The 12,432-nt window shown below is 43.3% G+C and carries 12 protein-coding genes and 3 pseudogenes; 5 read left to right on the top strand and 10 right to left on the bottom strand.

Going from position 1 to position 12,432, the window contains the following annotated elements; genetic code table 11:
• The 4 genes and pseudogenes from H6G40_RS21340 to H6G40_RS21325 form a co-directional block, all read right to left on the bottom strand.
• A pseudogene (locus H6G40_RS21340) lies at positions 1–407 on the bottom strand (Rpn family recombination-promoting nuclease/putative transposase); the annotation flags it as partial.
• 446 nt (positions 408–853) lie between these two features.
• Positions 854–1,348: an ureidoglycolate lyase gene (locus H6G40_RS21335; protein WP_002738430.1), complete on the bottom strand. Its 495-nt coding sequence runs from the start codon at positions 1,346–1,348 to the stop codon at positions 854–856.
• A gap of 5 nt (positions 1,349–1,353) precedes the next feature.
• The gene (locus H6G40_RS21330) at positions 1,354–2,811 is read right to left on the bottom strand and encodes an efflux RND transporter periplasmic adaptor subunit (RefSeq protein WP_042790995.1); all 1,458 of its coding nucleotides are present in this window, start codon (positions 2,809–2,811) and stop codon (positions 1,354–1,356) included.
• Positions 2,812–3,105: 294 nt separating this feature from the next.
• The gene (locus H6G40_RS21325; RefSeq protein WP_002739340.1) at positions 3,106–3,708 is read right to left on the bottom strand and encodes a GUN4 domain-containing protein; all 603 of its coding nucleotides are present in this window, start codon (positions 3,706–3,708) and stop codon (positions 3,106–3,108) included.
• A gap of 83 nt (positions 3,709–3,791) precedes the next feature.
• On the opposite strand from H6G40_RS21325, the gene H6G40_RS21320 reads away from it, so the two are divergent.
• Positions 3,792–4,772: an aspartate carbamoyltransferase catalytic subunit gene (locus tag H6G40_RS21320; protein WP_002790911.1), complete on the top strand. Its 981-nt coding sequence runs from the start codon at positions 3,792–3,794 to the stop codon at positions 4,770–4,772.
• A gap of 23 nt (positions 4,773–4,795) precedes the next feature.
• On the opposite strand, the gene H6G40_RS21315 is transcribed toward H6G40_RS21320, so the two are convergent.
• Positions 4,796–5,077, bottom strand: coding sequence for a hypothetical protein (locus H6G40_RS21315; RefSeq protein WP_002790909.1), 282 nt, complete (start codon positions 5,075–5,077; stop codon positions 4,796–4,798).
• A gap of 733 nt (positions 5,078–5,810) precedes the next feature.
• Positions 5,811–6,146 (bottom strand): annotated as a pseudogene (locus H6G40_RS21310) (ISL3 family transposase); the annotation flags it as partial.
• Between H6G40_RS21310 and H6G40_RS21305 the strand changes: the two are divergent.
• Positions 6,100–6,702: a DUF928 domain-containing protein gene (locus tag H6G40_RS21305; protein WP_199309477.1), complete on the top strand. Its 603-nt coding sequence runs from the start codon at positions 6,100–6,102 to the stop codon at positions 6,700–6,702. The pseudogene H6G40_RS21310 and the gene H6G40_RS21305 sit on opposite strands and share 47 nt — an antisense overlap.
• Positions 6,703–6,774: 72 nt before the next feature.
• On the top strand, positions 6,775–7,422 hold the full coding sequence (locus H6G40_RS21300; protein ID WP_002738484.1) for a Uma2 family endonuclease: 648 nt from the start codon (positions 6,775–6,777) through the stop codon (positions 7,420–7,422).
• A gap of 481 nt (positions 7,423–7,903) precedes the next feature.
• On the opposite strand, the gene ureE is transcribed toward H6G40_RS21300, so the two are convergent.
• Positions 7,904–8,380, bottom strand: a complete 477-nt coding sequence (ureE, locus tag H6G40_RS21295; protein WP_002738434.1) for an urease accessory protein UreE — start codon at positions 8,378–8,380, stop codon at positions 7,904–7,906.
• 76 nt (positions 8,381–8,456) lie between these two features.
• A complete protein-coding gene (locus H6G40_RS21290) occupies positions 8,457–8,942 on the bottom strand; it encodes a DUF4168 domain-containing protein (protein WP_002738674.1) in 486 nt (161 codons plus the stop codon).
• A 549-nt stretch (positions 8,943–9,491) separates the two neighbouring features.
• Between H6G40_RS21290 and H6G40_RS21285 the strand changes: the two genes are divergently transcribed.
• Complete coding sequence (locus tag H6G40_RS21285) at positions 9,492–9,776, top strand: HU family DNA-binding protein (RefSeq protein WP_002739253.1); 285 nt, start codon at positions 9,492–9,494, stop codon at positions 9,774–9,776.
• A 31-nt stretch (positions 9,777–9,807) separates the two neighbouring features.
• Positions 9,808–10,872 carry a threonine-phosphate decarboxylase CobD gene (cobD, locus tag H6G40_RS21280; RefSeq protein WP_002738701.1) on the top strand — a complete coding sequence of 355 codons (1,065 nt, stop codon included), beginning with the start codon at positions 9,808–9,810 and terminating at the stop codon, positions 10,870–10,872.
• A gap of 62 nt (positions 10,873–10,934) precedes the next feature.
• Here the strand turns inward: cobD and psbC are convergent, their stop codons facing one another.
• Together psbC and H6G40_RS21270 are read right to left on the bottom strand one after the other, a co-directional pair.
• Positions 10,935–12,317 (bottom strand): photosystem II reaction center protein CP43, encoded by a 1,383-nt coding sequence (gene psbC / locus H6G40_RS21275; protein WP_002739004.1) that lies wholly within the window; start codon positions 12,315–12,317, stop codon positions 10,935–10,937.
• Positions 12,301–12,432, bottom strand: a pseudogene (locus H6G40_RS21270) (photosystem II protein D2); the annotation flags it as partial. The gene psbC and the pseudogene H6G40_RS21270, both read right to left, overlap by 17 nt.

The following is a 12,432-nucleotide window of genomic DNA, read 5'->3' as shown; positions in this document are numbered from 1 at the left end:
CAGCCAGCGATAGTATAATTATAGGAATCTGGTCGCCAATTTACTCGTTCATCTCCTAAAATTGCCAGACTGATAACTGGTTTCTGATACAAATCAAAGGCCCGATAGTTATAAATATACATCCTCTGAGGGAAATTTTCTTCGTACTGACTTTGAATTTCAATATGAATCAAAATCCAGACTTCTTCTCCCCTGAGTAACCAAACTTTATAGAGTTTGTCAGCGAAACGTTTTTTTGTCTTTGCTGAAGCGGTAATCCGTTTGAGTTCTTTTTCTAGGGATTCGGGAGTTTTTGTCCAATCAATCAATTGGTGAACTTCAGGAAAGAAGAAATGTAAAAACGCTTCAAAATACTCGGTTAATGCTTCTTTCCAAGGTTCATCATAATTGGCGGTTGTTGGGTTCATGGCAAGTCGCTACCAATTGGAAAGTTAGGCACTCATCTAAATCTATTATTCCCCATAAATATCATCAATGCTACTTGTCGTCACAAAACTTCCCATTAGAGCAACCTATAGTCATTTCAATTAAGATTGAGAATATCAATCCCAGAGTTCCTAAGGATTTTGTCGGTCTAGACTGTATCATACTTATCTGAAATGACTATAGGTCATCGTTTTCAGACTTAATCGACAAATAGTGCCAATTCAAAGTAGTATCTGGAATTTTCTAGTTAACCTTTTAGGGAGTCTCATTGCTTACACTTATCATCCTATTAAGCCTTCTCTGGATTTAGAGGTAAAAGACTTCCCTGCTCTACCTTCTGCCCTTTTTTAACTTCATAGAACTCACATTTTCTCCCTGTCAGCTTTCACCGATATTCAGCAAAACCTAGGTAAAAAAATTAATTTTTTCAATCAACAATCTCGAATTCTATTGACTGCTCTTGGGCAAAATTATAGGTAAAATGATCGATAATATTAGTATCGCTCAATTCGAGATTATAAAAATTGATCTCTGGTTGATCAAAAAGTGGGCCAGCGTGCCAAGTTCCCACCTCTAATTTAATAAAACAGTCCCCGGGGATGCGAAAAACCTTTAATTTTTCTAAATCTGGTTGAGGATGAGGACTAGGGGGGGCCACTCCTAAAAACCACTCTTGTCCCCCCAAAGAACCAAGACATTGGGTACATTGACTATGACGAGTAATTCGCTTAAATTTACGTCCGCGAGTCTGTAAACGCATAATATAAAAACGTGGCACACCATTTTTTAAATGCAGTTGTGCATCGCTTTCATCAAACAGTTTCCCGTCATGGCCAGGGGTTATTAATTGACCGTAGGGACGGAAACTCTCGGCGGTAATTAGTTGCGCTGCCAGGGGACGAACGGTAATCGAATTACTCATAAAAATTACTGCTGACTAACAGTTATAGCTGTACCATCTCGGAGAGAAAGAATATTATTAACAGCAATTCTTTCCCCGGCATTTACTCCAGAAATAACCTGATAAGCTTGCCCTTGAATCGTGCCGACTTGAATGGGTTTTTGTCTAACCACTAAACGCTCCTTGGCATTTTCTTGACCTTCTTTAGCCTTTTCTTTTTCGGCCACAAAAACAAAATTTTGCGCCCCGATGCTAGTCACTGCCGTGGTGGGAACTAATACCCCCGGTTTTTGATCCCAAATTAACCGCGCCCGCACATATTGGTTATTGCGAAGACTGCCATCATTAGTAAAGGCAAATTTCACTAAAACCGATTGGGTAGCTTGGGAAACGGTGGGGGAAATAAAAGTTACTTGACCGCGAACCCCCGGGCTGCCATCGGGATTAATAATTTCCACGGGCAACCCGACGCGCAGACGCGGTTGTAATTCCACGGGAATCTGCACATTTAGTTCCAAAGTTTTATTGTTAGTTAACGAGGTTAATTCTTCACCCAGGGAGATAATATCGCCGACTTTTCTTTGATTAAAATCGCCGACAAAACCATCAATCGGGGCGGTAATGGTGTTAAAAACTAAATTCTGACGCGTCGCCCCTAATTGTCCCTCAGCGCTGGCTACTGCCGCTTGACGACTGTTCACTGTTGCCGCCGCCGCCGCCACCTGTTGCCCTGAGGCTAATTCGTTTTGAATAGCGATATTTAATGCTTCTTTGTTTGCCTGTAGGGTAGCTCTAGCCGCCGTCACCTGTTGACGGGCCGCATCACGATTTTGAGACCGGGCTTCTACTTCTGCCTTGGCGGCCTGAATGTCGCGGCGGCGATCATCTAAGTCCTGTTGGGGCTGTGCGCCTTGTTTAACCAGAAATTCGGCTCTTGTTAGGTTTTTTTCCGCCAAATCTAAATTAGCTCTCGCTCTCTGTAAATCGGCTTCGGCGGCGCTCAAGGTGGCGATCTGACTTTTAACATTGGCTTCGGCATTGGCCACATTTGCCCGATTCTGGGCAATTTGGGCTTTATTTGCCCTCGCTTGCGCTTGTCTTTGCCTTAAATCCGCCTCAGACGCATTCAGGTTCGCTTTGGCCGAATTTACCTGGCCGATGCTGGCGTTTACCTGTTGCTGTTGTTGTTCGGGATCCAATTCGGCGATTTTTTGTCCCTGAGTTACCTGATCGCCAGATTTAACGAAAATAGAGCGAATCCGACCAGTAATCTGAGGAGAGACGCTAACACGCTGTTGGGCGATCAAAGTACCGACAAATTCGCTACTTTGCACTAATTTGTCGGTGCCGAGGGTTTGCAGTTTGACGGGAACAGCCGCCGGTCCGGTGGCCTGGGGGCTCTGGGGGGCGCAACCAGTGACAATTAGGGAAACGGCGATCGACGAACCGATCGCTCTCGATACGTTAACGGATCGTTTAATCATTGTTAAATTTAGGGAGTTTTGGCAGAAAAAGTGCTAGTAAATCGGAAAAAAAGGGAAGGTGAGGAGAGAAGCTTTTCCTTAAATTTTACTCTACAGAATTGATCGCCGTGATTATTAAACCTCTGGCATAATTAATTTTTGAGGGTTCAAAAACGGCAAAAATAAGGATTAAATTGCATAAAATCCGTAAATAGACTATTTAATTGATTATTGTTCATTCTTAATTCTCCTGACTACTGACTACTGACTCCTGACTCCTAACCCTAACAACAATTTTTGATTTTTACAAGAGGTCTATTGTTTGCTTTGCCCTAAGCTAACAATATTACAGGTGACTAATCTTTGGGCGAGGGTGGTGTATTCTAGACGACCACCGGCGATCTGATATTCGTCCCGGGGCGCCGGCAGATGACCGACGGGAGCATTGAGGGTATAGTTAAGATTTTCTTTAAAAATAATCCAATCACCATCTTTACGCCAACCGATGCGATCGCCAAAAGTTTGAAAATTTTCGATCGCCACTAAGCGCCCCGGTCGATTACCTGTCTCGATAAAAATACGAAATTGGGTACTGAAACTAAAACGACCCCCGGAAGCTTCTTTCCAGAGTTGATCCATCTTTTGCAGATCCCAACAGGCCAATTTTTGCAGGTCTTCCATGGTAAACCAGCCCTGTAATTCCCGTCCGGTCGCTTTCAGCATTAAATTACGGGTTTCATCGTTAGCTTGTCGCCAATTTTGTTGAGCGAGGAAATTTTTCAGGCGAGTGTAATTAATGCCCGTGGTCGGTGATACCATTTCCCCAGAGGTGGCAGTCTGGGCAACGATCGCCGGCAAGGGATTGAGAAATAAAGCGATCGCGAGAGTGACCTGACACAAGGAAAAATTAATTCTCATAAACCCTATTTATTAACTTGATGCAAAGAAATCCTACAATAGCATAGACGAAATTTGCCGTTTTTACCGCCTCCTCAACTCCTATGGCTTTCACTTGGATCCGACACCACATTTTGGGATTGCAAGACTGGCAACCGGAAGAATACCAAACCCTGCTACAAACGGCCTCTAGTTTTCGTGAAGTTCTTTCCCGACGTACCAAGAAAGTGCCGGCCCTACAAGGTCAAGTGGTGACAAATCTTTTTTTTGAACCTTCCACCCGCACCCGTAGTAGTTTTGAACTAGCGGCGAAACGTCTTTCGGCCGATGTTCTTAATTTTGCCCCGGGTAGTTCCAGTTTGACTAAGGGGGAAACGATTCTCGATACCGCTTTAACCTATGTGGCCATGGGTACGGATATTTTTGTTATCCGACATCAACAGTCGGGGGTTCCCGATTTAATTGCCGCAGAAATGGATCGTTTGCAGTCGGGGGTCAGTATTCTTAATGCTGGGGACGGTCAACACGAACACCCCTCCCAGGGACTTTTAGACCTGTTTACGATCTGTTGTCTGTTAGATGAGGAAAATCCCCGTTTAGAACTGTTAGAGGGCAAAAAAATCGCTATTGTCGGGGATATACTCCATTCTCGTGTGGCTCGTTCCAATATCTGGAGTTTAACCACGGCAGGGGCGGAAGTACATTTGTCCGCACCCCCTACCCTACTGCCGAAATATTTTGGGGAATTGTGCGATCGCATATTTCTCCACTGGGATTTAGAACCAGCTTTAGAAAAGGCCGATTTTGTGATGACCCTGCGACTGCAAAAAGAACGAATGACTGCCAATCTTTTGCCCAGTTTACGCGAATATCATCAAAGTTTTGGCATTACTCGTCCTCGTTTGCAATCCTGTCAACCAGGGGTGAAAGTACTTCATCCAGGTCCTGTGAATCGGGGAGTGGAAATTAGTTCCGATTTGATGGACGATCCCGATTTTAGTCTGATTTCCCAACAAGTTACCAGTGGTGTTGCTGTTAGAATGGCTTTGTTATACCTCATTGGTAATCTTCGCGGCGACCGGTAAAAGCTTCTCAGGGATTTGCTCTTTTAGTCTGGTTTCATTGAAACAATCCTAAAGTTTTTGTCAAGGTAAATATCATACTTTCTTCCTCCCTCACACACAGCATCTTCTGCTTCAAACTGGTTAGTCTCAACATCAAATTTCATCTCTTTAGGATTCCTACAGCCCTGTTTTAGCAAAGCATCGGTCAACTGTGATTTTTCTTCCGGGGTCAAAGCTCGATAATCACTGCTATTAGCTTGACCTGCATAGATTGACATTCCTATAATACTAAGGGATAGTAAGCTTATGATCGATTTGGTCTTCATTTTTTCAACTTCCTGAATACAATAAAAACATCATTCCAAGGGTTTTAAACCCAAATTTTCGGTAATTAGTTCGGCACGATTACCGATCAACTATATCTTAGGGGAAGCATACTTGGATGGCAATAAGTATAAATACTCAAGCTATTCCTAGGGCTTTTCTAGAAACTTTGACCGATAGCGAATTCCGTTCTCAAGGGACTAGATATGGCGACCTACTCCTCTCTTTTTTAACTAGGTTTGGCTGAATAAATCTAAAAACCTGGTTGGATAATATCTTTAGGCTTTTTTGAAATCAAAAAGTGCGATCATCAACCCCAGAAGCCTTACAGAATGAGGGTTTGAACAGAGCGCTCGCCTCGAAGCACAAACCACATTGATTATACCTCATCTTTGAGAAAAACGCTGAAATTAACCAAGCGACAAAAGATAAAGATTCGGATTAAGTTAATTGAGAACTATTATTATAATTCTCTCAGAATATGCTAGAATGCTTTTCTATACCTCACCGAAAAGTAAAACCCTTGTTCTTGCAGTGAATTTCCGGAATTATCGACAGAAACTAACGGAATCCCGTAATCTAAACGAACAGTTAAACCATTAGCCACTAACCAGCGTAAACCTAATCCTATCCCTCCTAAAGTAGCAGGATCGGGATCAGGAAGTAAATTATTTCATCCAGTCCCCCCCTCAACAAATGAGGTAATTTGGGTTCTTCCGAACTTACCATATAAAATCAACTAGCAAAATGCCAATTTAATAAACATCTAAGACTAAAGTTTTTAAAGTTTCTAAATCCATAGCCTCTCCTTTTAATCACCTTCAGTTTATTGTTAATTCCTTCCACTGTTCCCTGGGTTGTTCGGTTATCAAAATAGGCAGTTATTTCGTCAATCCAGCGACGAATTGTCTGGCAGCTTTTAGGAAAGTAAGCCATCGCCTTTTTTATCCAATCGCTCAAGGCAAATAATCCCTCATTCCCCTCCGTATTTTTCTCAAATACTTCTCTAAATTACTCTTTTAATTTGTGCATTTCCCCAAGTTTTGGAGACACTTTATATACTTCTTCCAATATTGCATCGCAAGTTTATGTCGGTCAAACTGTATCTGTTACCCCTTCTTTTGTCTGCATAGTGGGTAATCAAAATACGGATTATGAGGTAGATTTTCGCTTATTTGAATTTAATGAGCAAGGAAAAATTAAACAAAGGAGAGAAACGTTAAGATTTCAACAAAAAGGAGGAATTCATAACTTTTCTTTTCCCAGTAATCAAACCCCTTTAGAAGTGGGTAAAAAGTATTTATGGCAAGTCGCTATTCGTCAAAGTCCTGACGTTTGGATGATTCAACGAGCAGAATTCCGAGTGGTTGAAATACCCATTCATTTAAGTCAACCACCAATTCAAAAAACTGAACAAGCAGAACGCTATGCCGAAAATGGGTTATGGTATGATGCTTTAATGACGAGCTTATCTTCAACCCATCAAGGAGAATTAAACCCTCAAGTTTCCAATTTTATTAAATCTCTTGTAGAATCTGAACATTTAGATCCATCTGAAGGGGTTGATGCCAAAATTATTACTCGACGAAATAACACTTTAATAAAACTGGCAGAATATTACAAATAGGCTTAATTTTTGTTGCAATCCTATGAGTAAGGGTATAATTAAACTAAGAAATCAACATTTTCAGCTAAAGCCATGCAATTAGCCTTAGAACAAATTATCGTCAATCCCGGTCAACAGTTACTTTTAAAAGAGCTTAACTGGCAAAAATTTGAGACAATATTATCAGAATTAGGAGAAAGTCGTGCTTCTCGGTTATCCTACAGTAACGGAATATTAGAAATTATGGTACCTTTACCCGAACATGAAAAAGATAAAGAAATCATTAGTTATATGGTTCAGTTTTTGTTAGAAGCACTCAATATTGATTTTGAACCGTTAGGATCAACAACATTTAAAAACGAGCGGATGAATCAAGCGGTTGAACCTGATGCCTGTTTTTATATTAAAAACTATCAAGCCGTTATTGGCAAAAATAGACTTAATTTAGAAAGTGATCCCCCCCCCGATTTAGTCCTAGAAATTGATATTACTTCCCGTACTTATTTAGATAATTATCGACAGTTAGGTGTTCCCGAACTGTGGCGTTATACTCAAAGTGGCCTACAGATTAATTTATTACAAGAAGGAGAATATATTGAGTCTTTAAGCAGTCCCAATTTTCCTCAGATCCCGATTATTGAATTAATTAATCAATTTGTTAAACAAAGTCAACAAGTGGGGAGAAGTGAAGCCATCAGAAACTTTAAAAATTGGCTGACGGAAAATATAGATAATAGTTGAAAAATCCTAACATTTTCGAATAAGATAAATTCGTCCGTCGAGAGTTGTATAAACCCCTTGCGGTTCAATGATCAGTTTATTACTAGAATCTAGTTCACAAAAATAGATTAGATCATTGTTTTGAGCAGGGAATTTTTTAACCTCAGTGGGTGTGGATAAATCAGACAGGACAGAGGTTACAGCCGTTGGTGCTAGTTCTGAAAGTACCATGGTTATTCATTCCTCGTAGTTCGATTTTTACTTTGATGATTAATCAATTCACCGAGGCCGATTAAAATTCTAGAAACTAGCAGAATGAGAGCCTCTTGATTAAGAAAATATCCCGTAGAGGCTGTTAAAAAGTTACTGTTTTTTTGTCAGTTAAATTTTGTTAAGATAATGCCCAAAAACTACAATTTATGGTAGGAAAAGAGGTAAGTCGAAACCGAGTTTGATTTTTGCTTACTCTAAATCAGAAAGGGCATTGGGCAAGATTAGCTAACTATCCCTTTTTTGCCTCTTCCAGGTCATGATAATGCTGATAAGCGCCGATTTCGGGGTTAAAGGGGGCGATTTCTTCAGTTACAGTTAATCCCAAACCTTCTAACATTGCTTGTAGGACAGAATCGGGGGCCAGACGCAGATAATCGGGGTTAATTTCTAGGGCTACATGACGATTACCGAGGTGATAGGCCGCTTTGAGGAGTAAATCGGTTGAAGGGGCGGTAATAGTGATAACTGGTTCTGGTTTAGCAATTATTTGAATAATTTCGCCGTTTTCCCCCCGCAGGAAATCGCGGTCCTGTAGAATTGTGCCGCGGGGTAAACGAAAACAGAGGGAAAAACCTTCGGGACTGTCGAGACGATAACGGCTGCGGGTGCGTTCTTCGGCCGTGAGTAGAAGGCTAAAAAGTACCGTTTCTGGGGGAGGTGGACTAGCGGTATGACGGGGGGGTAAGCGCTCGGTAAAAGTTAACATGATATTGGTCAATGGGAAAAAACATTCTTATTGTAGCCCTGACTCCAACTTGACCGGAAAAACTGAGGAACTTTTTCTATTTATTTTCCCGCTGCAGACGAATCATCTCATTTTGTACCCGTCGTCTCAAGTTATCATCGCTACGAACCCGATTAGTAATGGCGTTAAATTCAGTCGCATTCAGTCCACTGTCTTGGACAATCTTTTTTGAGTTATTACAATAATCGACGGCAATTTTTTGGGCATTAGCGGGAAGATTATTAAAGCTTTCCCGTTGGTTACAGGTAATTGCTGGGGGAATTTTGCCTAAAATTTGCGAAATTGCCTGATAAGCTTGTTTTCTTTGGGTTTCGATCAACAAAACTGCGGTCGCATAACGTTTAATTTGGTCAGCCGTAAAATCTTGAGTATAAGCGGAAGACCGGAAACTAACCACCGCCGTCGTCCAAGAAAATTCGGGAATCACACCGCCAAGAATGGCGATTACTGCCAAAAAAGTCACGATAAAAGAACGTCTTAAGCTTTGACCTAGATCGGCTAGGGGATAGCAGTAAATCACCATGCGAGTTTGTCGCTGAATAGATAATGATAGCAAACTTTCCAGTTAAATCCTGCTTTTTTGAATATTTTTAACGATCATAAGTTCCAATTCTAGCGAATATCTCCTGGGTCTGAACCTTAATTTTTGGGCAGAAATTGCTTTGGTAAACTTTTTTAACGTTTTTGGGGGCAAAATTAGTCAAACATCTGGGAGAGAACCGATGAACGATTTTTGGGAAGTTAGGATGCCTATCGCTTTTAGAGAATATTTATCGGCAATTTAGCTTGCTAATCTCTTTTTATTAGCTTATATCGCCGTAAATCTCTCGCTTATTCCCTTTTGTCTCTCCTCTTACCGGGGAATCGGGGGGAAATCTAGATAAATTAAAGGTTTCAGCGATTCCGATCGAGACAATTCCCGCTTAGAATAATGCAGTGGAATATATAGCCAATGAGGATTTGAGGCTTTATTTAGTGAACTCGATCCTGGCGAGTCCTCAACAGGGGAACCATAATAAACTACTGACAACCACCCTAAACTCAGAAAAACCGCAAAAAAAGGAGTTAGCGCATGAATAAAGGTGAATTAATCGATCAAATCGCTCTCAAAGCCTCTGTGACCAAAAAACAAGCAGATGCTGTTCTCACTGCCGCCATCGAAACCATTATCGATGCGGTTTCTGAGGGGGACAAAGTAACCCTAGTAGGATTCGGTTCCTTCGAGGCCCGGGAACGTCAGGCCCGGGAAGGACGCAACCCGAAAACCGGCGATAAGATGGAGATTCCAGCTACTCGCGTCCCGGCTTTCTCGGCGGGTAAACTGTTTAAAGACAGAGTGGCTCCGGATAAGGAATAATTACTGTTGAGTTTCGTTCGCTGTAAGTCTTTTGCCTAGACCTAAACATGGTGGTAATCTTGACTGGGCGGCCGCAATTGCTGGCTGTCCGGTTTCCTCTATTCTCGATTTTTCTGCCAGTATCAACCCCCTCGGTCCACCGGAAAGCGCACTAACCGCTATTAAAAGCCATTTAACCAGTCTGACTCGTTATCCTGACCCCGCGTATTGGCAGTTGCGTTCTGCCCTCGGTCAATGGCACAATATCGGACCAGATTGGATTCTCCCGGGCAATGGTACGGCTGAGTTATTAACCTGGGCTGGTCGGGAATTGGCCTCATTTGATAGTGTTTATGTACTAACACCTGCTTTTAACGATTACGAACGGGCCTTAAAAAGTTTTGGTGGAAAAATCTGCCAACATTCCCTAGATTTAACCAGTTTAAAGCCTGTTAATCCCGAAAAACAAGGCTTATTACTCAATAATCCCCACAATCCCACCGGGAAACTCTGGACGGTGGCGGCCATTCGTCCCTATCTATCGCAATTTGGTTTGGTGGTAGTGGATGAAGCTTTTATGGATTTTTTACCCCCGCCACAACAGGAGAGTTTAATATCTCTGTTGCCGGAATATCCCAATCTCTTGATTTTGCGTTCCCTAACTAAATTTTACAGTCTCCCCGGTTTGCGTCTAGGATACGTCCTCGCTCATCCCGATCGCCTGTTACAATGGCAAAGATGGCGCGATCCTTGGTCGGTGAATAACTTGGCTGTGGTTGCCGCTATTGCGGCAATTGAAGATAGGGATTTTCAACAACAAACGTGGGATTGGTTAACGGCAGCCCGCCAGGATTTATGGCAGGGATTAGCTAATTTTCCGCAATTACAGCCCCAAACCAGTGCCGCTAACTTCCTCTTAGTACAATCTCAATCTTCCTGTTTACCCCTACAGGAAGCTTTATTAAAATATCATCGAATTTTTATCCGCGATTGTCTCAGTTTCCCCGAATTGGGCAGCAATTATTTTCGGGTCGCTGTCCGTTTACCGGCAGAAAATCAACGATTATTATCGGCTTTAGAGAGTGTTTTAGCTGCGTCTGAGGATGTCAATGTCTGATATTAACCACAAAAAGGCTCCCGTCAACTAGACGGGAGCCGCTGCCATCGAACTAACCGAAATTAGTCGAGGTCAGGCATTGCCAATGCGGGTTCAGTCTCGCGGTCAATTCCTTTCTCGAAACCGGCGGCGGCGGCGCGAGCGCGTCCAGCGTGCCAGAGGTGTCCAATCAGGAAGAAGAAGGCGAGGGTGAAGTGAGAGGTAGCCAACCAAGCGCGAGGAGACACATAGTTAAACGAGTTAACGTCAGTGATAACCCCACCCACAGAGTTCAAGGAACCTAAAGGAGCGTGGGTCATGTATTCAGCCGCGCGGCGGACTTGCCAGGGTTGTACGTCATTTCTGATTTTGTCGAGGTCTAAACCGTTAGGACCGCGGAGGGGTTCTAACCAGGGACCGCGGAAATCCCAGAAACGCATGGTTTCACCACCGAAGATGATTTCGCCAGTGGGAGAGCGCATCAGGTACTTACCTAGACCGGTGGGGCCTTGGGCAGAAGCGACGTTAGCACCTAAGCGTTGGTCACGCACCAAGAAGGTGAAAGCTTGAGCTTGGGAAGCTTCCATACCGGTCGGACCGTAGAATTCACTGGGATAGGCGGTGTTGTTAAACCAAACGTAAACGGCGGCGATAAAGCCCATCATGGAAAGAGCGCCCAAGCTGTAGGACAGATAGGCTTCTCCAGACCAGATGAAAGCGCGACGCGCCCAGGCAAAAGGTTTGGTGAGAATGTGCCAGATACCGCCAGCGATACAGATTAAGCCAATCCAGATGTGACCGCCGATGATATCTTCCATGTTGTTGACGCTGATAATCCAGCCTTCACCACCGAAGGGAGCTTTGGTCAGATAACCAAAGATAACTGCGGGGTTGAGGGTAGGATTGGTGATGATGCGGACATCACCGCCACCAGGGGCCCAGGTATCATAGACACCGCCAAAGAACATGGCTTTAAATACCAACAACAGCGCACCACAACCCAAGAGAATCAGGTGATAACCGATGATGTTGGTCATTTGGTTTTTGTCTTTCCAGTCGTAACCGAAGAAATTAGAGTATTCCTCTAGGGTTTCCGGTCCGCGGATAGCGTGGTAGATACCACCAAAACCGAGTACAGCCGAAGAAATTAAGTGCAAAACACCAGCGACGAAGTAGGGGAAGGTATCGACTACTTCACCACCCGGACCGACCCCAAAACCGAGGGTAGCTAAGTGGGGAAGCAGGATTAAACCCTGTTCGTACATCGGTTTTTCGGGGATAAAGTGGGCGGTTTCAAACAGGGTCATCGCCCCGGCCCAGAAAACGATTAAACCGGCGTGGGCGACGTGGGCGCCGAGCAGTTTACCGGAGAGGTTGATAAGACGAGCGTTACCAGACCACCAAGCGAAGCCAGTGGAACTTTGGTCACGACCGGTAGCGGTAGGGATATTAGAGAGCGTTACCACGCGGGAGAACCTCCTCAGGGAAGATAAAGTTTTCGTGGGGTTGGTCTTGGGGAGCCATCCAAGCTCTCAGACCTTCGTTAAGCAGAATATTTTTAGTGTAGAAGGTTTCAAATTC

This window comes from Microcystis viridis FACHB-1342 (assembly GCF_014698335.1).
GTDB lineage: Bacteria > Cyanobacteriota > Cyanobacteriia > Cyanobacteriales > Microcystaceae > Microcystis > Microcystis ichthyoblabe_A.
Note: the sequence above shows the minus strand (reverse complement) of the source record. Positions and strands in the feature narration are given on the sequence as shown.

What these genes read in the sequence shown, in the direction of transcription:
- ureE (WP_002738434.1), bottom strand. Translation starts at nt 8,380, where the DNA reads ATGTTAACTTTTACCGAGCGCTTACCCCCCCGTCATACCGCTAGTCCA.
- H6G40_RS21300 (WP_002738484.1), top strand. Translation starts at nt 6,775, where the DNA reads ATGCAATTAGCCTTAGAACAAATTATCGTCAATCCCGGTCAACAGTTA.
- H6G40_RS21285 (WP_002739253.1), top strand. Translation starts at nt 9,492, where the DNA reads ATGAATAAAGGTGAATTAATCGATCAAATCGCTCTCAAAGCCTCTGTG.
- H6G40_RS21325 (WP_002739340.1), bottom strand. Translation starts at nt 3,708, where the DNA reads ATGAGAATTAATTTTTCCTTGTGTCAGGTCACTCTCGCGATCGCTTTA.
- H6G40_RS21290 (WP_002738674.1), bottom strand. Translation starts at nt 8,942, where the DNA reads ATGGTGATTTACTGCTATCCCCTAGCCGATCTAGGTCAAAGCTTAAGA.
- H6G40_RS21335 (WP_002738430.1), bottom strand. Translation starts at nt 1,348, where the DNA reads ATGAGTAATTCGATTACCGTTCGTCCCCTGGCAGCGCAACTAATTACC.
- H6G40_RS21330 (WP_042790995.1), bottom strand. Translation starts at nt 2,811, where the DNA reads ATGATTAAACGATCCGTTAACGTATCGAGAGCGATCGGTTCGTCGATC.
- H6G40_RS21315 (WP_002790909.1), bottom strand. Translation starts at nt 5,077, where the DNA reads ATGAAGACCAAATCGATCATAAGCTTACTATCCCTTAGTATTATAGGA.
- H6G40_RS21320 (WP_002790911.1), top strand. Translation starts at nt 3,792, where the DNA reads ATGGCTTTCACTTGGATCCGACACCACATTTTGGGATTGCAAGACTGG.